Source organism: Caballeronia sp. GAFFF2, assembly GCF_023631485.1.
In the GTDB taxonomy this organism is placed as follows: domain Bacteria; phylum Pseudomonadota; class Gammaproteobacteria; order Burkholderiales; family Burkholderiaceae; genus Caballeronia.
On the sequence record NZ_JALQDA010000034.1, the window covers coordinates 236,563 to 257,759 of the forward strand.

At 61.0% G+C, this 21,197-nt stretch carries 17 protein-coding genes and 1 pseudogene; 9 read left to right on the forward strand and 9 right to left on the reverse strand.

Going from position 1 to position 21,197, the window contains the following annotated elements; all coding sequences use genetic code 11:
- Position 1 precedes the first annotated feature (1 nt).
- From NCT04_RS25750 to NCT04_RS25770, 5 genes are all read right to left on the reverse strand, one after another.
- Positions 2 to 1,015, reverse strand: a complete 1,014-nt coding sequence (locus tag NCT04_RS25750; RefSeq protein WP_250468297.1) for a TRAP transporter substrate-binding protein — start codon at positions 1,013 to 1,015, stop codon at positions 2 to 4.
- Between the two features lie 38 nt (positions 1,016 to 1,053).
- Complete coding sequence (locus NCT04_RS25755) at positions 1,054 to 1,788, reverse strand: IclR family transcriptional regulator (protein WP_250468298.1); 735 nt, start codon at positions 1,786 to 1,788, stop codon at positions 1,054 to 1,056.
- Positions 1,789 to 1,961: 173 nt separating this feature from the next.
- On the reverse strand, positions 1,962 to 3,128 hold the full coding sequence (locus NCT04_RS25760; RefSeq protein ID WP_250468299.1) for a glycosyltransferase family 9 protein: 1,167 nt from the start codon (positions 3,126 to 3,128) through the stop codon (positions 1,962 to 1,964).
- Between the two features lie 138 nt (positions 3,129 to 3,266).
- Positions 3,267 to 4,229 (reverse strand): GlxA family transcriptional regulator, encoded by a 963-nt coding sequence (locus NCT04_RS25765; RefSeq protein ID WP_250468300.1) that lies wholly within the window; start codon positions 4,227 to 4,229, stop codon positions 3,267 to 3,269.
- A complete protein-coding gene (locus NCT04_RS25770; protein WP_250468301.1) occupies positions 4,226 to 4,801 on the reverse strand; it encodes an isochorismatase family protein in 576 nt (191 codons plus the stop codon). Before NCT04_RS25770 ends, NCT04_RS25765 begins: the two co-directional genes overlap by 4 nt.
- Positions 4,802 to 5,175: 374 nt before the next feature.
- Between NCT04_RS25770 and NCT04_RS25775 the strand changes: the two genes are divergently transcribed.
- Genes NCT04_RS25775 through NCT04_RS25785 form a run of 3 tightly spaced genes read left to right on the forward strand, consistent with a single transcriptional unit; the run spans position 5,176 to position 9,010 of the window.
- Positions 5,176 to 5,715, forward strand: a complete 540-nt coding sequence (locus NCT04_RS25775) for a 2Fe-2S iron-sulfur cluster-binding protein (protein ID WP_250468302.1) — start codon at positions 5,176 to 5,178, stop codon at positions 5,713 to 5,715.
- Complete coding sequence (locus tag NCT04_RS25780; protein ID WP_250468303.1) at positions 5,712 to 6,698, forward strand: FAD binding domain-containing protein; 987 nt, start codon at positions 5,712 to 5,714, stop codon at positions 6,696 to 6,698. Before NCT04_RS25775 ends, NCT04_RS25780 begins: the two co-directional genes overlap by 4 nt.
- Entirely contained in the window at positions 6,698 to 9,010 is a 2,313-nt protein-coding gene (locus tag NCT04_RS25785) for a xanthine dehydrogenase family protein molybdopterin-binding subunit (RefSeq protein ID WP_250468304.1), read from the forward strand. Before NCT04_RS25780 ends, NCT04_RS25785 begins: the two co-directional genes overlap by 1 nt.
- A 187-nt stretch (positions 9,011 to 9,197) precedes the next feature.
- Here NCT04_RS25785 and NCT04_RS25790 read toward each other — a convergent pair whose 3' ends face one another.
- Entirely contained in the window at positions 9,198 to 10,283 is a 1,086-nt protein-coding gene (locus tag NCT04_RS25790; protein WP_250468305.1) for a mandelate racemase/muconate lactonizing enzyme family protein, read from the reverse strand.
- Between the two features lie 508 nt (positions 10,284 to 10,791).
- On the opposite strand from NCT04_RS25790, the gene NCT04_RS25795 reads away from it, so the two are divergent.
- Positions 10,792 to 11,562, forward strand: a complete 771-nt coding sequence (locus NCT04_RS25795) for a pyrroline-5-carboxylate reductase (RefSeq protein ID WP_250468306.1) — start codon at positions 10,792 to 10,794, stop codon at positions 11,560 to 11,562.
- A 164-nt stretch (positions 11,563 to 11,726) separates the two neighbouring features.
- On the opposite strand, the pseudogene NCT04_RS25800 reads toward NCT04_RS25795, so the two are convergent.
- Positions 11,727 to 12,350: pseudogene (locus NCT04_RS25800) on the reverse strand (ISNCY family transposase); the annotation flags it as partial.
- A 687-nt stretch (positions 12,351 to 13,037) separates the two neighbouring features.
- On the reverse strand, positions 13,038 to 13,844 hold the full coding sequence (locus tag NCT04_RS25815; RefSeq protein WP_250468307.1) for a phytanoyl-CoA dioxygenase family protein: 807 nt from the start codon (positions 13,842 to 13,844) through the stop codon (positions 13,038 to 13,040).
- A 104-nt stretch (positions 13,845 to 13,948) separates the two neighbouring features.
- On the opposite strand from NCT04_RS25815, the gene NCT04_RS25820 reads away from it, so the two are divergent.
- Positions 13,949 to 14,857: a LysR family transcriptional regulator gene (locus NCT04_RS25820; protein ID WP_250468308.1), complete on the forward strand. Its 909-nt coding sequence runs from the start codon at positions 13,949 to 13,951 to the stop codon at positions 14,855 to 14,857.
- 491 nt (positions 14,858 to 15,348) lie between these two features.
- Positions 15,349 to 16,146, forward strand: coding sequence for a PhzF family phenazine biosynthesis protein (locus NCT04_RS25825; protein ID WP_250468309.1), 798 nt, complete (start codon positions 15,349 to 15,351; stop codon positions 16,144 to 16,146).
- Between the two features lie 339 nt (positions 16,147 to 16,485).
- Here NCT04_RS25825 and NCT04_RS25830 read toward each other — a convergent pair whose 3' ends face one another.
- Positions 16,486 to 17,559 (reverse strand): GlxA family transcriptional regulator, encoded by a 1,074-nt coding sequence (locus NCT04_RS25830; RefSeq protein ID WP_250468310.1) that lies wholly within the window; start codon positions 17,557 to 17,559, stop codon positions 16,486 to 16,488.
- A 200-nt stretch (positions 17,560 to 17,759) separates the two neighbouring features.
- On the opposite strand from NCT04_RS25830, the gene NCT04_RS25835 reads away from it, so the two are divergent.
- From NCT04_RS25835 to NCT04_RS25845, 3 genes are read left to right on the forward strand one after another with little or no spacing between them, the layout of a single operon-like run.
- Positions 17,760 to 18,905, forward strand: a complete 1,146-nt coding sequence (locus NCT04_RS25835) for a branched-chain amino acid ABC transporter substrate-binding protein (protein ID WP_244832426.1) — start codon at positions 17,760 to 17,762, stop codon at positions 18,903 to 18,905.
- Positions 18,906 to 18,936: 31 nt separating this feature from the next.
- Positions 18,937 to 20,193 carry a D-amino acid dehydrogenase gene (locus tag NCT04_RS25840; protein ID WP_250468311.1) on the forward strand — a complete coding sequence of 419 codons (1,257 nt, stop codon included), beginning with the start codon at positions 18,937 to 18,939 and terminating at the stop codon, positions 20,191 to 20,193.
- A complete protein-coding gene (locus NCT04_RS25845; RefSeq protein ID WP_250468312.1) occupies positions 20,190 to 21,179 on the forward strand; it encodes an asparaginase in 990 nt (329 codons plus the stop codon). Before NCT04_RS25840 ends, NCT04_RS25845 begins: the two co-directional genes overlap by 4 nt.
- Positions 21,180 to 21,197 lie beyond the last annotated feature (18 nt).

Genomic DNA, 21,197 nt, shown 5'->3' on the forward strand with positions numbered 1-21,197 from the left:
CTTATTTGTAGAACGCCGTGCTCTGATCGAGCAGACGTCCGCCGTCGGGCACTTCGGCGCGGAACTTAGCGAAGCTGACTTTCTGGAACAAGGTCTGCCACTGGTTCCACTCATCGAGCGTCATCTTGTGGATCTTCGCGTTATGGCTCGCAAACAGTTGCGCGACGCGGCGGTCGTCCGCTTTCGCCCCTTCGAACGCGCTCTGCTCGAGCCTTCGACCCACGTCCGTCATGATCTTTTGCTGCTCGGGCGTGAGCTTGTTCCACGTCTTCATGCTGATCGCGATCGGCTCGATCGTGTAGTAGATGCTGTAGTCCTCGGGCGAGTTGTAGTACTTCGCCACTTCGTAAAGCCGATACGAACCGAAGGTGCCGGACGACGTCCACAAGCCATCGAGCAAGCCGAGTTGCATCGCGCTATAGGTTTCCGACGACGCCATCGACACGGTACTCGCGCCGGCGCTCTGCAAGGCCGCCTCCATCATCTTTCCGGCGCCGCGCACCTTCTGTTGCGGCAGATCCGCGGGCACGTTGATGGGCTTGGACTTGGATGCCATGCCGCCCGAGATTTGAATCCAGCAGAGCGTCTTGAAGCCATATGCTTCTATCTTCGCTTCGAGTTCTTTCCAGGGCGCGGAGGTGCGGAATTTGAAGACGTCCTCGGGCGTTTTCCAGAGGCCCGGCAGGAGGATGAGGTTCATCTGCGGGATCGCGCCCGCCGAATAGATGTACGGATAGATTGCGAGATCGGCGCTGCCGTTCTTCAAGGCCGTGTGGGTGTTCAGCGACTTGACGAGCGACTCGGCCGGAAAGATGTTGATGTGTATCTTGCCGCCCGACTTCTGCTCGACCTGCTGCGCGAACTTCTTGCCGGTCTGCACCACATAATCGTTCGGGTCGTCGGGCCATTGGTGTGCCATCTTGAGCGTCACGACGTCGTCGGCGTGTGCCGCTGTCGATATCGCGGCGAGCGCGAACATGGCGGTGAACATGCGGGTCCAGCGCTTTGCCTGCATCTTCCGTCTCCTGATTTTCTATTTATCGAACCATCGTTTCAGCGCGTCTGTTCTTCCTGAATCTCGCCGATAGCCGCGCGTATGCGCGCCGCGATGCCGTCGAGCGCGCCTTCCATCCGATACCGTGGCCCCGCGACCGCGATGCCGAGCACTTCCCGGTTCACATGCACGGGCATGGCAAGTGCAAAGACATCGCTCACGCTTTCGCCGCGCGTGAGAAAAAAGCCGCGTTGCTTCGATTCCACGAGGTCGGCCATCAACGCGTTTGCAGCGGTCAAAGTGTGCGCGGTGACCGGCGCGAGCGTCGTGCGCGCGAGCCAGTCGGAAAGCGTTGCATCGTCGAGTTGACCGAGCATCGCCTTGCCGATCGACGTCGAGTAGAGCGGTTTGAGCGCACCGGCCGGCGCGCTGTATCGAATGGTCTGCGGACCTTCGTACACGGCGAGATAGACGATGTGATCGCCCTGACGTTTGCCAATGATCACGGTCTCTTGCGTGGCCTCGCGCAACGCCAGCAACGACGGCTCGATGCGTTCGAGAAACGGGTCGTGCGAGGCGATCTCGAGCGCCATGTCGAGCAGCCGCCGCGTTGGAAACAAGTCTTTGCGACGCCCGGTGACGTAGAGATAGCCGCGCTCGGTCAGCACTTTCACGATGCCGTGACTGGTGCTCACCGGCATGCCCGACGCCGATGCGAGTTCCGACAGCGTCATCGGGCGGCATGCGGCTTCGAATGCCTCGAAGATGCTTAGAGCACGGTCAGTCGGCTTCAATTTCGTATGTTCGAAAAGAGTTTCGCCAAATCGAAACCGAGTATAAAAGATGCGAGCGTCCTTCCGGTCGCTGATTGGATCGGGATTTACCCTTTGAAATGAGGTGCCGAGGCGAAGCCGAGATTCTCACGCGCCGCCGTCCGTAGGCGGCGCGGCGTCATCGCTGGCGAAGTTCAGCTCTGCGTTGCAGCAGGGCGCCGCTCGCGCACGGAGTCCAGTACTGCCTCGACGACCCGGTCGACAGAAGGCCAGTTTTTATCCGGTGCATGCTCGACATAGCTATCCGGCGAGACACTCCGATACTGCTCCGGATAGCCCCAGATCGCGTCGTGAACGTTCGGCCTCGTAATGCTGCCGCCGATCACCGCGACCGTCGGCCGACGAAACGCGGCCGCCACGTGCATGAGCATGGAAGAGTTCGTCAGCACGACATCCGCCGATTCGGCAAGCGCGAAAACCGTTCGCATCGACAACGTTCCCGCCACCGAACGAACCGGCACGCCCGGACCGGCGGCGGCGATCGCTTCGGCGGCGCGCGCCTTGTCGGCGGCGCTGCCCACAATCAGGATGTCGCAGGCGTCGTCGGTTCGGTTGAGCGCCGACGCAACCCGCGCGAGCGCGGGGCCGACCTGTTTTGGGTCCCAGACCTTGGTCGGCACGCCTGCCCCGATGCCGACCAGCACGCGCACCGGGCGATTGCCAGACTCGGCGGCGTGCCAGACGTTCGCGGCCTGCGCGCGCTCATCCGCGGTAAGAAAGAGTTGCGGCCGCGCTTCGGGCAGATCGGTCGCGCCCAGCAGTTCGGCCTGCGCAAGCGCGGCGCGTCCACTTTGGCGACGCGCGAAGTCGATAAATTCCTGGCATCCGCTGTGACCGCCGCGATAGCCGCGCACGCCTATGCGGTAGCGCACGCCTAAGCGCATCATCAAAAGCGCGCCCATGTAGCTGCCGAGCACGTCGATGCCGACATCGAAGCCGCCACGCCTGCGCAGCGCGGCGACTTGCGGCGACGACAGTAGAAAGCGCAGAACGTTACGCGGTGAACGGTCCTGGACGAGCTTGTTGTTCCAAGGCGCATCGATCTCGACGATCTCGTCGATGAACGGATTGTTTTCCAGAATCGGCCGCCCCCAACCGCCGATGCCCGCGACAAGGCGCGTCGTCGGAAAACGCTTCTTGAGCGCCTCGAAGATCGGCGTGGTGGTCAGCAATTCACCGAAATCGTTCGGGCGCAGCACGAGGATTTCGCGCGGCACGTCGCGATGCGGATCATGCCGTGCCGGGTTCAAGCGTCCAATCGTCCAGACCGGCAATTCCGTCAGCAGACTCTTCCAACCCATTGCTCCTCCGTGCACGCGGTGGGCGCCGAATGGCGTCGCGTTTTCCGGATCGATTGTGCATCGGGGAGCCGTTGCGATCTGTGGGCGTGATTACAGAAAGCGGTCCGTCGCGCAGCGAGCGGTAGTTCGACGCGCCGCTCAGACGGCGCTTGCACTCCGATACTCGCGCGGTGCCGTATCGTGATATCGCCTCCAGACACGGCGAAAGTCGCGTACCGACGCGAACCCCGATTGCTCGGCCACGCGTTCTATCGACAGGTCCGGGCTCGTCAGCAATCTTTGCGCGCGAGCCACGCGAAGACTTTGCTGATACGCCAGCACGGTGACGCCCGCATGCTCCGCGAACAACCGGCTCAAATGCCGCGAGCTCACGTGCGCGGCCTGCGCAAGCTCGGCCACGCTCCAGGCGCGCGCGGGGTCCCGCGCGATGACGTCCTGCGCCCGGTGCACCGCCGGATGCATGTGATTGCGATGCGCAAGCCACGGCGACAGCTGCGATTCGTCTCCCGCGCGGCGCTGGTACATCACCTGACGTCGCGCCACTGACGCAGCCAGTTCCGCCCCCTCGATCTGCTCGATCACATGAAGCGCCAGGTCGATGCCCGCCGTGATGCCGGCGCTCGTCAACACGTCGGTGTCATCGACGAACAGGCAGTCGTCCTGCACGCGCGCCGTGGGTTCCTCACGCCTGAGCAGATCGATCAACGCAAAGTGCGTGGTGCAGCGGCGCCCGGCGAGCAAGCCCGCGCGCGCGAGCAGCACGGCGCCGGAACAAATGCTGGCGATGCGCGTGTCGTCGCGCGGCGCGGTTCGCAGCCAATGCGCGACCGCATCGAAGGGCGCGCTCGTGCCGGGCTCGGGCGATTCCGTGGTGCCGACGACCATGACGAGGCTATTCGGCGGCAGCTTGTCGGGCAGCGGTTCGAGGCCATCGACAAACGTGCCGATGGAGGTCGCGACGCGAGGCAGCGGGCCGCAGTGATGCAAGTCGAACGAAGCGCCGGATTCGGCCGCCATGCGAAAAGCCTCGGCGGGGCCCGCATAATCGAGCATCAGCACGGAGGGCGTCAGCACGAACCATACGGATGTCGCGGGCTTCATGCCGCGCGTGACGTTTGCCAATTGGCGAGCGCATCGTCGACGCTGGCGATGCGTGCAAAGCGATTCTGCAAGACCAGTTCCGTGTGCGCCTTGATTTCTGCCGGCGAATAGACGCGTCCGCTCGTCGCGTGAGTCATCGGGAAGGTGAGCGTGGCGTCGGTCACATAGTCGACCGTATAGCCGATGTCGGAGGCTACGCGCGTCGTGGTTTCGCAGCATTGCTCGGTGCGGATGCCGGTGATGACGAGATGATCGATCTGCCGGCGACGCAACCAGAGATCGAGGCCGGTATCGGTGAACGCGTTGTGCGTGTGTTTTTCGAAGACCACGGAGGGCGCGCCCGGCAACCAATCCTGCGGCACGACAAAGCCGGATTCCTTGGTGAACGGACCAGCCTTGCCGATGTGAAAGATGTGGACGACCGGAATGCCGGCTTCGCGCGCGCCACGGTCCAGACGCAGGATGGCGCTCTTGAAGGCAGGCAGATCGGCATCCGACCAGTCGGCGGTCTGACGGAACGATTCCTGTACGTCGATGATGATCAAAGCCGAGCGGGGAAGGGTGGCGGACATTTTTGACGCTCCTTGATTGGGAAAGTCCCATCATAAGCGGGCTTTTTGCGGGAATCGAGAATGCTTGCGGTCAGGATGAGGACAAAATGCGCCAAGCGGCTGTCAAAGGCGACTGGTTGTTTCCTAGAGCCCCTGCACCGTTGCGGCAGATGAGGTCCATGAATTGCTGTCAGGCGTCTCATGCGTCGTTCGGATTTTCAACAGTCGAGGTCTTGCCGAAAGACGCGTCTGAGCAAACAGTTCCAATCGACGAAGAACCAGCGCTTGCCCAATGGTCCAGGCAAACCTGACGTGGGTCGCCTGGCGCATCTCATTTCGCTTCAACAGCCAGTACACCGCCTCTTGGCGCGAGCTCTAATTCAACAGGAGCAATCATGCATTTCGTTATCAACGGCAAGGCAGTCGACCTGGACTTCGATCCAAGAACGTCGCTGCTCGATCTGCTGCGTGAACATCTCCATCTTTTTGGCGCTAAAAAAGGCTGCAATCAAGGCGCATGTGGCGCTTGCACGGTGCTGGTCGATGGCACGCGCATCAACAGTTGCCTCGCGTTGGCCGTTCAATATCAGGACCGCGAGATCACCAGCGTCGAGGGACTCGGCGCACCGGGCGCGCTTCATCCACTTCAGGAAGCCTTCGTCGAGCATGACGGTTTTCAGTGCGGCTACTGTACGCCCGGTCAAATCTGTTCGGCTATCGGAATGGAAAAGGAGTTGAGAGGCGGCGTGCCGAGCTATGTCAGCGAGGACGTGAGTGCGGAAGGCTTCTCACTGACCGATGCGGAACTGCGCGAACGGATGAGCGGAAACCTGTGCCGCTGCGGTGCGTATAACGGTATCGTCGACGCCATTCAGATCACGTTCGGAAAGGTTCAGACGCAGAAAGAGTCCGTCGAGCAAGGGGTCGAACAATGAATCCCTTCACCTATGAACGCGCCCTGGATCAGCAGGCGGCGTTGACGTCCGGTGCCCGTTCGGATGCAAAGTACCTAGGCGGCGGCACCAATCTCGTCGATCTGATGCGAGAGACGATCGAGCATCCGACGATGCTGATCGATATCACGGGCCTCTCATGCGCCATCGAAGACACGGATGACGGCGGCCTGAGAATCGGCGCCGGCGTAAAGAACACCGCCGTGGCCGCTGACCGGCGCGTGCGCGAACGCTACCCGCTATTGTCCGAAGCCATCCTTGCAGGCGCTTCCGCGCAGATTCGCAACATGGCAACGGTCGGCGGCAATCTCCTGCAACGCACCCGCTGCGGCTACTTTTACGATGATGCCGCCCGCTGCAACAAACGCGAGCCGGGTTCGGGCTGCGATGCAATGGACGGATTCAACCGCATGCACGCCATCTTCGGCGCGTCCTCCGCGTGCGCGGCCACGCATCCCTCGGACATGGCGGTAGCGCTCGCCGCACTCGGCGCGAACGTGGAAGTCGAAGGCCTCAATGGCGCGCGTCGTATTCCCCTGATCGATCTTCACGTCCTGCCCGGCGACACACCGAACATCGAAACGGTGCTCGAAGCAGGCGAACTGATTACGGCCGTTACGTTGCCGCCTGAATCGGCGGGCCGATCCGCCTATCGCAAAGTCCGTGATCGATCTTCCTATGCCTTCGCGCTCGTTTCCGTGGCGGCGGTTCTCGACGTGCAGGGCGGCATGGTCAAGGAGGTAAAAGTCGCCCTGGGCGGTGTCGCGCACAAGCCGTGGCGCGCCTTCGCGCTCGAAGCGGCGCTCAAGGATGGACCCGCGACCGAAGCCGCGTATCGCGCTGCCGCAGCGGCGGAATTTGCGTCCGCTCGAGGTCTTCGCGACAACGCCTTCAAGATCGAACTGGGTCAGCGCGTGATTGCCGACACACTGGTCAAACTGACCGCTCGCAAGGAGATCCGCTAATGCCTATCCTCAAGGACACCGTGCAGGCGGTCATGAAAAAAGCCATCGCCCTCGCACCCGATAGCTTCATTCCCGGCGGCAAGCCGGACCCTTTGATCCTTCACAAGCACGGGCTGATCGGCGCACCGGTTAGCCGTATCGACGGACCGTTGAAGGTGTCCGGCCAGGCGACCTTCTCGGCCGAGTTTCCAGTCGATGGCATGACGTACGCGGCACTCAAGTACGCATCGATAGCGCGCGGCCGCATCGTGCAGATCGATACGTCGGCGGCGGACGCCGCGCCGGGCGTCGTGCTCGTGATGACGTACAAGAACGCGCCGCGTCTGAAGCCGATGCCCGCGTTCATGACGAAGCCTAAGGCCGCGGGTGGCGACGATGTGCCGATCATGCAGGACGATCAAGTTCACTGGAACGGTCAACCGGTTGCGCTCGTGCTGGCCGAAACGCAAGAGCAGGCGGACCACGCGCAGTCGCTGATACAGGTGACGTACGAGACCTCAGGCGATGCGGTGACGTCCTTGGCGGCAGCGAAGGCGCACGGCTCGGAGCCGGGCGTGTTTCAGGGCGAGCCGCTCAAGCTCGAGATCAAGGATGCCGAGGCAATGCTCGCCTCCGCGCCGCACAAGATCGACGTGCGCTACACGACGCCGCGTCACAATCACAATCCAATCGAGTTGCATGCGGCGACGCTCTATTGGAAGGACGAGACGCTGCGTATCCACGATACCGTGCAGGCGGTCGCGCACGAAGCGTGGACCATTGCGCAGGTGTTCGGCATCGACGAGAAGGACGTGCATGTCACGTCACCGTATGTCGGCGGCGGATTCGGTTCCAAGACTATTTGGCAACACCAGGTTTTGGCCGCGGCTGCATCGAAACTCGTGAAACGGCCGGTGCGGATCATGTTGACGCGCGAGGGCGTATATCGCATCGTCGGTGGACGCACGCTCACCGAGCAACGCGTGGCGCTCGGTGCCCAGGCTGATGGAACCCTGGACGCGTTGATTCATACCGGCACGGTCGCCATGACGCCTCATAACAACATGCCGGAGCCGTTCATCTTGCCGGCAAAGAGCGCATATGCGTCGCGCAGTTTTCTGCTCGATGTCGAGACCGTCAAGATGAACATGACGGCCAATACGTTCATGCGCGCGCCCGGCGAGGCGGTCGGCACCTTCGGGCTCGAATGCGGCATCGACGAACTCGCGCACGCCATGGGCATGGACCCTATCGAGTTGCGACTCAAGAACGAGCCGGAGAAAGATCCGACGACGGGACTGCCATTTTCCCAGCGCGGAATCGTCGAGGCATGGAAGACCGGCCGTGAACGATTCGGTTGGGCCGAGCGCGGCGAGCCGGGCGCACGCCGCGACGGCGACTGGCTCGTTGGCGTGGGCTGCGCAACGGGAACGTATCCGTACTATCGGATGCCCGGCGGTGCGGCGCGCATCACGCTCAATAGCGCGGGGCGTGCGACGGTAAGCATCGCCGCGCACGAAATGGGCATGGGAACATCGACCGCGCAGACGCAAATCGTGGCCGAACGCCTTGGACTCGCCATGGAGGACATCGAGTTCAAGTACGCCGATTCACACTTGCCCGGCGCGGTGCTCGCGGGCGGTTCGCAGCAGACGGCGGCCATTGGCGCTGCGGTGATCGCGGCGCATCACAAGCTCGTGAAGGAACTGCTCCGTCTTGCGGGCAACAGTTCGCCGCTGTCCGGTCTTTTGCCCGACGACGTTGGCGGCCACGACGGCGGCCTTTGCGCGCTCGACGACGAAACCCGGCACGAACGCTACGGCGCCATACTCGCTCGCGGTCAGCGCGATGAAGTGACCGTGGAGGCCGAAGCCCCGATGCCTTTTGAATTGCAGCACTGGTCGATGCACAGCCATAGCGCGCTCTTCTGCGAGGTGCGTGTGAACGTCGTCACCGGCGAGATTCGCGTGAGCCGTTTTCTCGGTTCGTTCGATTGCGGCCGCATCATCAATGCCAAGACGGCTGCGAGCCAGTTTCGCGGCGGCATCATCATGGGACTCGGCCTTGCGCTCATGGAAGAGACTCAATTCGACGAGAGAAGCGGCCGCGTGATCAATCCATCGCTTGCCGATTACCATGTCCCAGTTCATCTCGATGTCCCGAGAATCGATGTCATCTGGAACGATGAAGCCGATCCGCACACGCCGATGGGCGCGCGTGGCGTCGGCGAGATCGGTATCACGGGCGTGGGTGCGGCCGTGGCGAATGCGGTTTTCAATGCCACGGGCAAGCGGGTTCGGGATCTGCCGATCACGTTGGATAAGGTGATGTGAGGTTTCGGCGCGGGCGCGGACTGTGTACGTGTTCCGGTGACCTTCAAGGTAATCAGCTTCGAAAGACGTGGCCGGTTGCCTAACCAGAAGTGAACGTCGCGCGCGCATCGCTCGCCGGGGCATAGCGGGCTACGCGATCGTTTGGCGAAGACATGCGCGACGCTCGCTTGAGCAGGCGACAGCCAGCTCAAGCCTTCAGCGCCTTCAGCCTATTCCAGTCGAACTCGATTCCATGCCCCGGCCTTTCCGGAGCGATAGCAAAACCGTCCTCGATACGAAGCGGTTCGGCCAGATACTTCTCCAGCCCGAAACCGTGCGCTTCGAGATAAGAGCGATTCGGAACCGCCGCGAGCAAATGCACGGTCACGTCATGGGCGCCGTGGCTGGTGACGGGAAGGTTGTGCGCTTCCGCGAGATGGGCGATCTTCATGAACGGCGTGATGCCCCCGCAATTCGTGACATCGGGCTCCGGGTACGTCACACGACCGATGGTGATCATCTGCTGGAACTCCCAGATCGTGCGCATGTTTTCCCCTGTCGCGACCGGCAAGCCGCCTTCGCTGACGATCCTCGCGTGACCCGCGATATCGTCGGGAATGGTCGGCTCTTCGAGCCAGCCGGGGTTGAACGGTGCAAGTGCGCGCGCGGCGCGGATGGCTTCATCGACGGACCATTTCATGTTGGCGTCGACCATCAGCGGGAAGCTGTCGCCGAGCATCTCGCGCATGGCCGCGACGCGCGCCACGTCCTCCGCCAGATTCTTGCGTCCCACTTTCATCTTGATGGCGCGAAAGCCTTGGTCGATGAAACCTTCCGCCTGGCGCAACAACTGATCGAGTGGAAAGTCCAGATCGACACCACCCGCATAGACCGGCACCTTGGGATCGTAGCCGCCGAGCATGCGCCAGAGCGGCAGGTTCGCGCGCTTCGACTTCAGGTCCCAGATCGCCATGTCGAAAGCGGATAGCGCGAGGACAGTCGGGCCGCCGCGCCCACCGTAATGCATGGCCCACCAGATCGATTTCCAGAGCGCTTCGGCCAGGTCCGCATCCTGATGCCGGGCCAGTTCGGCGATCTCGTTTGCCGCCGCCTGAACCGAACGGCCGTTGCGCCCGACGGTGTAGGTGTAGCCGACACCTTGGGCGCCATCGGCATCGCGAACGGTTACCGTGACCAGCTCGAAATTGGGAATGAGGCCGTGCGTGCTGTCGGACAGCGGCACGGGCAGGGGAACGCGGAAATAGTCGCTACTGACATCACTGACGATCGCCATGACACGTCCTCACGATTGATCAAACGAAAGATGCTGCGCGGCACCACTGCGTGCTTACGCCTCTGAGCCGCTGTCTCCTTGCAGCCGTGCGGAACGTCGACGGCGCGCTTCCGTATCGACGAGATGTTCCAGCATGGCGGCGCTCGCGCGCGGGCCGTCGCCGCCGATAATGGCATCGAGCACCGCCTTGTGCAACGTCAGCGAGATCGCGTGAGTTTTCGTCGGGCGTCGAGTTGGTCAAATGAAGCGAAGCCATTCGCGCCACGGACCCTGGTTCGGCGGGCGATCGCGCGCTTGCACGATGAGCATCGCACGTTCGTCAGGCGCATCGATAGATGACCGACTCAATGTCGCGACGGCTCGTTGTTGCGGCATTGGCCACTGCGCTTGCCGGCTATTTTCACTCGCGGCATGACAACGCAGTTTGCGGCACGATACGGTATATGTAGCCCAAGGCCACGTGGCTAGGGCTCGATTGAACCGTTCATCTCAGACCATACGAGGCACTATGCGCATTGGATTCATTGGCACCGGCACGATCACGCGGGCCGTCGTGACCGGAATGATTCGGTTCGACGTTCCCTTTGAACACATTGCGCTTTCGCCGCGCAATGCCGAAATCGCCGCGAAACTTGCGAGTCGCGACGCGCGCGTCGCGGTGTGCAGCAGCAATCAGGAGGTGCTCGACACCAGCGACGTCGTGTGTCTCGCGGTCGTGCCGCAAATTGCGTCGAAGGTGCTTGGCGAACTCGAGTTCGATGCACGGCATCAGGTCATCAGCTTCATGGCGGGCGTGTCGATCGAGCGAGTATCCAACATGGTGCGCACGGCCGCGAGTGTCGCGCGCGCGGTTCCTTTGCCGGCCGTCGCGGAACGCAAGGGCAGCACGGCCATCTGTCCGCCGAGCGCACTTGCGCGAGCGCTCTTTGGGCCGTTGGGTAAGGCGGTCGAAGTAGACAGCGAACATCAGTTCGATGCGCTGTCGGCAGTCACGGCAACCATGGCCAGTTTCTACGCGCTACTGGAAGAGCAGGCTGCGTGGCTCGTTCGCCAAGGGCTGCCGTATGAGGCGGCCCGATCGTTTTTGTCGGGCTATCACGTCGGCTTGGCACACGATACGACGCAAGGCGATCAACCGTTCTCGAAGATGATCAAGGAGTCGAGCACGCCCGGCGGCATCAACGAGCAGCTTCACGCGGAGTTGCAGCAGAAGGGGACTTTCGCGAGTTATTCGGAGGCGCTTGATCGGATCATGCGACGGGTTCAGGGGAGGGGGTGAGGCTTGCTTGGGTTGTTCTGGGACGCATACGAACTTAACCGACATTATGATATTAATGTCTAACTTGGAGATTAGGTTGATTTGATTTTTTGCGTATTACGTTGATTATCTTGACCCGTATTTATTTTCATTCGCTTTTTTTCTGAAGGAATGTCCGGACGTTGCCGATCCTGCAAGGTCAAATCGGCACGCTCCACGCGGCCCTTGGCCTGACTCGTGTTTGCGCAAAATGCGTCGATGTTGAGCTCGTACAAGGCTCGCCCGAATTGCGTCACGCCTTTGCCCGCCGTGCTCGAACGGTTCTTGACATTGAACACACTGGCCTTGTCGCTACGGAACGCCATCGGTTTGCCGTGTGCGCGCAAGTACTTTGACAGCGCCTCGAAATAGCTGAAGGTCGACTCGGTCGCGGTGAAGTGCAGCGTCATCAGCCGGCTCGTCGCATCGTCGATAAACACCAATAATGTGCAGGCCGGTGCGCAATCCTCGAACCAGCGATGATCGCTGCCATCGATCTGAATCAGCTCACCCAGGCACGCGCGCCGATTACGCGGCTGGTGAATGCTGGGCGGGCGCTGCTTGCGGGGAACCCAGAGTCCTGCGGCCGTCATCAACGTTCGCACTGTCTCGACAGCCAGTCTGATGCCGTGGCACTCCCGTAACTTCTCGCATGCCAGGGTGGGTCCGAAGTCGGCGTAACGCTCGCGGATTAACCTAAGCGCGCGCTGCGCCACGCCCTCAGATAGTCGATGATTGCTCGCGCGCCAGAAACTCTTGTCTGGCAATGAACCTATGTCAAAAGGCGACATCTCTACTTGGCAGAAAAACGACATTTGAACTTGGGACCTACATTTAAATAATCGATAATTAAGATTATGTAAATTACCAAATGACCAACGTTCGTTGAACACAGCCCGACGGACTCTCGGTTAATCCAGAGCCACTAAACGGTGGCAAGCCGCGCTTCCTGTCGATCGCATACCTTCCCCTCGGCCCTCAAACGGCTCCCCACCCGCACACACACAGCACCCGCTATTCGAGGCGGCGAAGGCACGCATTCTCGTGAAGGCGCGACGGCCGCTTTCCGGCGCCGCGGAACAACTGCTGAGTTGGATTCTTCAACGAATGAGCGTATTCGCCGCAAGCGCTTGAGGCCGCGCTGCCGCTTTCAGGACTGAGCGATGTCGCGAAGGATATGTTCACTCTCACTCTTGGCTTCCATCACGTATGAAATTCTGGAAGCCCGAAGCAGCCCACGCAACGTCTGCGTATGAGTCAAAAGTAATTGGACCGGGCGCGCATTCCCTATGCGTTGATGGATCAACGATGCCTTCATGCAAAGCGTTGTGCACGTGCCGCACGCGGCGGCGTCCAGTCCAATTGATGCGATCCAACGATGGACCATGCGAGCACGCTGGCGCGTCGATAGACACGCTGCCACCTGCAGCCGACTCGGTAAAGTAAATCGATAGATTTCAGTCGATCTGAACTCTGTCGAGAATCTCGTCCGAACCTTCCTCGAGAGGAGCGAAATTGGTCGAGCGCACATAATCCGGTCGCGGCTGCTTCACCTGTTCTGGCTTGTTCTCCACCTGGTTGTAGACGACATAGGCTTGCCATCGATCGTCACCTGAAAGGTTGTGACCCGATGAATGCACGATGTTTGCGTCGAAGAACACCACTGTTCCCGGTCGGCCGATGATAGGCACGGCCTTGGGATGGCTGGACAAGATATCGAGCATGGTCGGCTTGGGTACCACGTAAAAGCGATAACCGGTCGTCTCATCGAACGTTGGATCGAGTGAGCCTAGTTTGTGGCTTCCCGGAATAAAGTAGAGACATCCGCCAATTTCGGTCGGCTCATCGAGCATGACCAACGCGGTTGTCATATGCGGTTCTTTCACGCCGTCCATATGCCAGGTGCCGAAATCCTGGTGCCACTGCCAGACCGAACCGTCGATTGCCGTCTTCAAATTGCACTTCGTGTGATAGACGTAAAGTTGGGGATCGTTGATCAATTGTTGTGCGGGTTCGAGCAATCTGGGCGAGCGCACTGCGGAGTGAAAAATCGGCGATGCCGTTGGACTGGCGGTCTCATGAACTTTATAAATCGTTTTTGCAATGCCGCCCGTTTTTTCACGAACGAGATGGTCGGTGTCGATTTTTTGGATTCGGCGCAACTCGCTCTTCATATGCTCGACTTCTTCTTTCGAGAAAAGCTCTGGCAGAACCACGAAGCCATCGCGCTCGTACGCTTCCAACTGCGACGTCGTAAGTTTCATGAGGGAATCTCCTGACTTGTTAGTGTGGTCTCATGATCCTAAGAGCGTTCGCATCCAATGTAAAAGATATAATAGGTCGCGTATCGATACTCACAAGGTTCCAAATGGAACTGCGTCATCTTCGCTATTTCCTGACGGTGGCACGCACACTCAACTTCACGAAGGCGGCGGACGAATTGCACATGGCGCAGCCGCCGTTGAGCCGGCAGATACGGGAACTGGAAGAAGAAATCGGCGTAGCGCTTTTCGAGCGCCGAGGTAAACGCGTGTTTCTCTCATTGGCGGGCCAGGTCTTCGAGGAACGGGCCCAGCAGATTCTTAAGGACACGAACTCCGCAATCGTGGATTCGCAACGTGCAGCAAGAGGCGAAACCGGCCGGGTGGCGGTTGGGTTCTTCGAACACATTGCGTACACACTGCTGCCACCGCTCTTGCGCGATTTTCAACAGCGCTACCCTGCGGTGACCGTCGAGCTTCAATGGTTTTCCTCTGCGGAACAGATCAATGCCTTGAACCGAGGAGACGTCGATCTGGCATTCGTCCGTTCGTTGCCGCCAAATACTCAACTGAACAGCGTCTTGTTGCTCCAGGAGCCGTTTTACGTTGCCATCGCTAAAGACAATCCTCTAGCAGCCAAACGACGCATTTCCATCAAGGACTGTAAGCAGTTGCGCGTCATTAATTATCGGAAGGATGTCGCGCCCGATTATCACGCCGCCATCAACCAGTTGTGCGCGCTTGCCGGATTTTCTCCCTCCACGAGCTTTGAAATGGGCCAGATCTACGCTTCTCTTGGCCTTGTAAGCGCCGGCTTCGGTGTGACGCTCGTACCGGCGTCGGTTCAACGAACGCACATGGAAAACGTCGTCTTTCGTCCTCTGCGCGAAGAGCACACGAAGAGCGAACTCTACCTTGCGTGGAAGGAGCCCAAATCGTCTGCTGCGCTAGGCGCTTTTGTCGAACTCGCGTGCAAGATAGCCGCGCATCCGCCGCGAAAAGCGAAGGTCGAGTAAGTGCAGCGGTACCGCTTCAATTGCGATCCAAAGCTTCGTTTGCAAGGCGAAACCGTCAGCAAACCCGAATGCGACCTTTTCGGAAAACTCCGCGACAGCAAGACGGTCGTCACCGTTGGCGGTCGACATCGAGCTTCTCGCGTAATTCACAGTAAGTCCATCGGCGGCCATTACGTGGAGCAATACATTTGCATGGCTATCGGTGAAAGCCATCCGGTCGTAAGTGGCAGCACCCTCCCCCATGCTCAATGGCGTCCGCTGATGCGATGATGGCAAACATGCGCCCTCTGCACTGAGCAGAAAAAAGAGAAGATTTTTCGTGGACGGAACAACTATCCGGGGCACGGGTTTTGGCAAGTCGGGCGCGGCTACGCGATGGCTTCGAGGCTGTCACTTTTCAGCGTGTCAGATGGAAACTGTGCATGTTCGCGAATCATTCAAGCCGATAGGATAGGAACGAACTAGCTCATCTCTCTTCGACTCTACCGCCCATGCAACTGAAGCTTTATCAGATAGACGCTTTCACCAGCGAAGTATTCAAGGGAAACTATGCGGCGGTCATTCCGCTCGACGCGTGGCTTCCCGCTTCGCTAATGCAAGCCATCGCCAGCGAAAACAACCTGTCGGAAACAGCGTTCATCGTGCGTCGAGACGATGGCGTTTTCGACATCCGGTGGTTCTCACCGATCAAGGAAATCGCCTTTTGCGGACACGCGACGCTGGCGAGCGCTTTCGTTCTGTTCGAACATCTCCCTCAAGACGATCACCTCGTCTTCCATGCAGAAGCAACGGGCGCGTTCTCTGTTCATCGGCGCGAGCGGGGGCTGATTGAAATGAACTTTCCGCGACGACAAAGTGAACGGATTAAAGATGTTCCGGACCAGCTCGCGTATGGTTTGTCGATCAAGCCAACGGCAGTCTTCATAAACCAGCAGTCATACATCGCCCTCTACGACACCGAAGCCGAGGTACGCGCCGTCGTGCCAAATCTGGAACTGCTCGCGCAACTTGGACCACTGGATGTCGCGGTCACCGCTCGTGGCAACCAATACGACTTCGTCTCCCGATACTTTTGGCCAGCGAACGGCGGCGCCGAAGACCCGGTGACGGGGTCCATTCACGCGGCGCTTGCTCCGCTCTGGTCCGACATTCTTGGCAAGCCGAAGCTCGTCGCGTTACAGGCTTCCCAACGAAGCGGCGTTCTACATTGCGAGATCGAACCGGAGCGTGTTTTGATATCCGGTCACGCGGTTCAATATATGGAAGGAACCATCGAACTGCCCGACTAGCGCGCGCTTTACAATGCTGCGGCTCGACTGTGCGGAAACGGCAGCGCTGCCGCAGCTCAATACCCTCCAGAATCGAGGCGCGTTCCAGAGACTCGACTCGAGCACTTACTTCGCTACCTCAACCGGAATCATTCTTCTGCCGAAGTCCGGGCTCATCGTTTCCCAAGGCTGCGTCGTCGATTAGAAGTCACGCACTTCGGCCGGGCAACGCCGACAGGCAACTGGATCGAAATGTTCATCTCGCACGATGACTTACACCGAACTTTGCACGATTCATTGCAGACACGGCCAGCAACTAAGCGCACGCCAAAGTAAGCGAAGTCCAAAGACCTCCGCACTTCACGTCCGGCTAAGCGACGCGCGCAGCTTACCCGGCGTCACACCGTACGCTTCGCGAAAGCCGCGAATGAAGTGCGCCGAATCCGCGAAGCCACATTCGTAGGCGATCGCGGTGACGCGCTTCGCCGAGTTCAAGAGTAGCCAGCGGGCGTATCGCAAGCGCATCGTCCGGTAGAACTCCTTTGGCGTCACGCCCATTTCAGACATGAACACGCGCTCCAATTGCCGCGCATTTGAACCGGTCATCCTGGCAATCGCGGCGATCGTCAGCGGGGCTTCGAGATTCTCCTCCATCAGCACGATCGCGTGACGCAGCAAGAGACTATCGACGGCGAGGTAGCCGAGCGCACGGCGGCGTTCGACGAAGGACGTGCCGCTCTTGCGACTCACCGTCATCTGGTGAATGACCTTCGACGCGCGGTCGGCGCCGCAATGCACGGAAATCAACCGCGTGGCGAGTTCGATGGCCGACACGCCGCCCGCGCACGTAATGCGGTTGCCGTCGATCACGTAGTCGGCGTTCGTGACCACGCGCAGGCCAGGAAACATGGACTGATAATCGTCGTAGTGAAAGGAGTGCACGCACGCGACGCGGTCGTGCATGTAGCCCGCTTTCGCCAGCACGAAGCTGCCAGTGCACAGGCCGATGAGCGGCACGCCGGCTGCGTCGGCGTCGCGCAGCGCGTCCCAGTAGCGCTCGTCGACATGTTCGAGCCTGGGCAGCAAGCCGCCGATCACCACGAAGTAGTCGAATCGCGACGCCTTCCCGGAATACGCCCGAACTGGCACGCTCACGCCACAACTCGCTTCCACGGTGTCGTCCGTCGGCCCGAGCAAGGTCCACGTACACCGTAACTGGCGGCTCTGGTCGCCGAGATCCGCGGCGTGCCGCAGGCAGTCGCAGAAACTCGCGAGCGAAAGCAGCGGAAAGCTCGGCCAAAGTAGAAGGCCGACGCTGAGCTCGGCGCCCGCGCGTCGCGCAGATACCTTGCGATCCACGCCGTCCATGCGATCGAGCCGCTCGACAAGTCCGCGCCCGAGCGTCGCGGTATCGGACTTTTTTGCATTCGCCATTGCCATCCATGCACTCCTTGAATGCCGTGAGGTCGTCGGCGCCAGTATAGGAGCGCCGAAAAGCGATCGGTGCGACTTGTCGCATTCGTTCTATTTTTCCGCGAGCGCGTGCAATGCCGCCTATTTCGTCGCCGTTACATTGAAGTCAGTTCCGGGGTGAAGACGGCCGGAAAGAACCGATTCAAAACAGGGAGTGCGTCATGTCAGCAGCGTTGCATCTGGCGGTTTGCGCCGCATTTGGAAGTGCGTTCGTCGTCCTGCATCCGGTCGAGGCGTGCGCCGATGAAGTAGTGAAGATCGGCCACGTCGCGCCTCTGACGGGGGCCAATGCGCACCTCGGCAAGGACACCGAGAACGGCGCACGGCTTGCCGTCGAGGAGATCAACAAGAAGGGCCTCGTGATCGGCGGACAGAAGATCACGCTTGCGCTGGATGCGCAGGACGACGCCTCCGATCCGCGCCAAGGCACACAGGTCGCGCAAAAGCTCGTGGACGACAAGGTGGCGGCCGTGGTCGGGCACATGAATTCCGGCACCTCCATTCCGGCCTCGAAAATTTATAGCGATGCCAACGTGCTGCAGATTTCGCCCTCGGCCACTAATCCGGTCTATACGCAGCAGGGGTTTCGCACGACGTATCGCGTGGTCGCCACCGACGCGCAGCAGGGTCCGGCGCTTGCCGACTATGCAGCCCGAGTGCTGAAGGCGAAGTCGGTCGCCATCGTCGACGACGCCACCGCTTACGGTCAGGGTCTCGCGAACGAATTTGAAAAGCGCGCCAAGGCGAACGGGATGAACGTCCTGTCGCACGACGCAACCACCGACAAGGCCGTGGACTTCCGCGCGATCCTGACCAAGGTGAAGAGCGAGCATCCCGACGTGATCATGTACGGCGGCATGGATGCGACAGGCGGCCCGTTCGCGAAGCAGGCCCGCCAGCTCGCAATCTCCTCGAAGGTACTGGCCGGCGACGGCCTGTGCGCAGCGTCGCTGTCGCAACTGGCGGGTGAGGCGGCGGACAACGTCGTGTGTTCCATCGCCGGCATGCCGCTCGCTAAAATGCCCGATGGCCCCGCGTTCGAGCAACGCTACGAAGCGCGCTTCGGGCAGAAGGTGCAGCTCAACGCCCCGTTCGCGTATGACGCGGTGTACATCATCGTCGACGCGATGAAGCGCGCGAATTCCACCTCGCCGGACAAGATTCTCGCGGCGATGCCCAACACCGACTTCAAGGGCGTACTCGGCGAGACGCAATTCGACGCGCACGGCGACCTCAGGCAGGGAATGATCTCGCTCTATCACTACGTGGGCGGAAATCAAACGTTGCTCGACGTCGTCAAGATGTAATGGCCGCACATTCACAAGGACGACGCAAGCCATGAACATTCTGGTGATCGGCGCGGGCGTGATCGGTCTCACGACCGCATACCGCTTGCGCGAGGACGGCCACGAAGTGAGCGTGATCGACCGGCGCACGGAGGTCGCGGCGGAAGCGAGCCGCGCCAACGGCGCGCAGCTTTCTTACAGCTACGTGGCGCCGCTCGCCGGTCCTGGCGTGCTTGCGAAGCTTCCCGGTTGGCTTATGCGTCGCGACGCCCCGGTGCGCGTCTCGCCCGCCATCGACATGAATCAGTGGCGCTGGTGCTGGCAATTCGCACGGGCCTGTACTCAGGCGATGAGCGAATCGACCACGGCGCAACTCCTTGCGCTGTCCTTTCTGAGCCGCTCGCTGATGCACGAATTTACCGCCGCCCATCCCACGCTTGCCTTCGACTACGTCCGCGCTGGCAAGCTCGTCATGCATCGAAGCGCAATGGCGATGTCGCGGGCCGCGTCCTTGCTGTCGTACCAGCGTACGCTCGGTAGCGAGCAGCAAGCGCTCGGCGTGAGCGATTGCGTCGCGCTCGAACCCGCGCTGGCCCAGGTGGCAGATCGATTCGTCGGCGGCATCCATACGCCGGGCGAAGAGGCAGGCGACTGTCACCGCTTCTGCGTGGGACTCGAAAGCTTGTTGCGCGAACGAGGCGTGGCGTTCGAGCTGGGTACGGCCGTGCGTTCGCTGTCCGTGTCGAACAAAGGCGAGGTCCGGGCAATTGCCGGAAGCCGCAGGTTGGACGCGGAACATGTTGTCGTGGCGTCGGGTTGCGACAGCGCGGCCTTACTGCGCACAATTGGCGTGCGGGTGCCGGTCTATCCGCTCAAGGGCTACAGCCTGACGCTCGATGCAGTCGCGGGAAAGGCTGCGCCCGCGACGAGCGTGACGGACTTCGACCGCAAGGTGGTGTACGCCCGATTGGGCGACCGTCTGCGCGTGGCGGGCATGGCGGACATCGTGGGGCATTCGAGTGCGATCGATGTGACCCGGCTCGCGACGCTGCGGCGCGAAGCGCAGGCCGTCTTTCCGCACGCGGGCGATTATGACGCGGCAGCCGCGTGGGCGGGCTTGCGGCCGGCCACCCCGCGCGGGACGCCGATCATCGGAGGGTCCAAATACCGGAATCTCTGGTTCAACGTCGGTCATGGCGCGCTTGGCTTCACGCTCGCCATGGGCTCGGCGCACGTGCTCGCGCAACGGATGGCCGGGCGCCAACCTTCGCTCGACGACACCCCCTTCTCGCCGCGTGCTGCATCATGAATGCGCGCGTCGTCATTGTCGGCACGGGCGGCACCATCGCGGGGCGCGGTGCGTCGGCCGCGCATACCGCGACCTACGACTGCTCTGTCGAAACGGTGGATGATTTGCTTGACGCGTTGCCCGGCGCGCGCGATCTCGCCGATATCCAAACGGCCCAGCTTTTCCAGACCGGCTCTGAAAACTTCGGCAATGAGGAGTTGCTCGGGCTCGCGCGGCATGTTCGCGCGCTTCTCAAGCAGGACGACATCGACGGAGTCGTGGTGACGCACGGCACCGATACCATCGACGAGACGGCATACTTTCTGCACCTGGTGGTGCCGAGCGCGAAGCCCGTCGTCGTGGTCGGCGCAATGCGCCCGGCGTCTGCGCTCAGTGCCGACGGACCGCTCAACCTGTACAACGCGATCGTGGTGGCGTCGAGCGCGGCATCGCGCGGCAAGGGTACGCTCGTCGTTTCGAATGACGAGATTCACTCGGCGCGCGACGTCGTGAAGACCAGCACCTTCAAGCAGGAAGCGTTTCGTTCGACCTTCGGTCCGCTAGGCTACGTGGTCGAGGGACGCGCGCGTTTTTATCGGCTGGTGGCGCGGCGGCATACGGTGGAAAGCGAATGGAGCATCGACACCATCCAGACCTTGCCCGAGGTCGCTATCGTCTACGCGCATGGCGGCATCAACCGGACGGTGGTCGAACACATGGCGTGCTCCGACGTGGATGCGATCGTGTACGCCGGGACGGGCAACGGCAACGTGGCGCACGAGTTGATCGATTCGCTCGTGAAAGCGCGCGCGAGACACATTCATATCGTGCGTGCGTCGCGCACGGGCAGCGGCATCGTCATCCGTAATGCCGCACAGCCGGACGATCGCTATGGATGGATCGCAGCGGACGATCAGGTCCCGCATAAGGCGCGAATCCTGATGATGGTGGCGCTCACGGGAACGAGAACCACGCACGCGTTGCAGGAAGCGTTCGTGACGTACTAGAACCCCGACCGCGCGCCG